Below are 231 nucleotides of genomic sequence, written 5' to 3'. Positions count from 1 at the left end.
GATTGAGACATGAGTTGCGTCGGCTGGCGCATCCAGCGTGATGGTCACCAGTTTCTTGGAGGCATCCGATCCCGTCATGGCCTGCGCCGCGTTGGAAATCAGATTTATCAGGACCTGCTGCATCTCGACGCGAATGCCGGCAACCTCTGGAAGTTTCGTCTTTTGGACGACCTCCACATCCGTTTGTTCGCGCTGCAGATCGTGGTCCATCAGCGTGAGTGTGTCGTTGAC

1 protein-coding gene is annotated in these 231 nt (G+C 56.3%); it reads right to left on the bottom strand.

Features of this window, described 5'->3' with window-relative positions:
• Positions 1-210, bottom strand: a 210-nt coding sequence (locus tag ACR9ZK_RS23785) for a hypothetical protein (protein ID WP_481344364.1), incomplete at its 3' end; no start/stop codon positions are given.
• Positions 211-231 lie beyond the last annotated feature (21 nt).

This window comes from Monashia sp. HAY1-5C, assembly GCF_056755255.1.
This window is presented reverse-complemented; position numbering and strand designations above follow the sequence as displayed.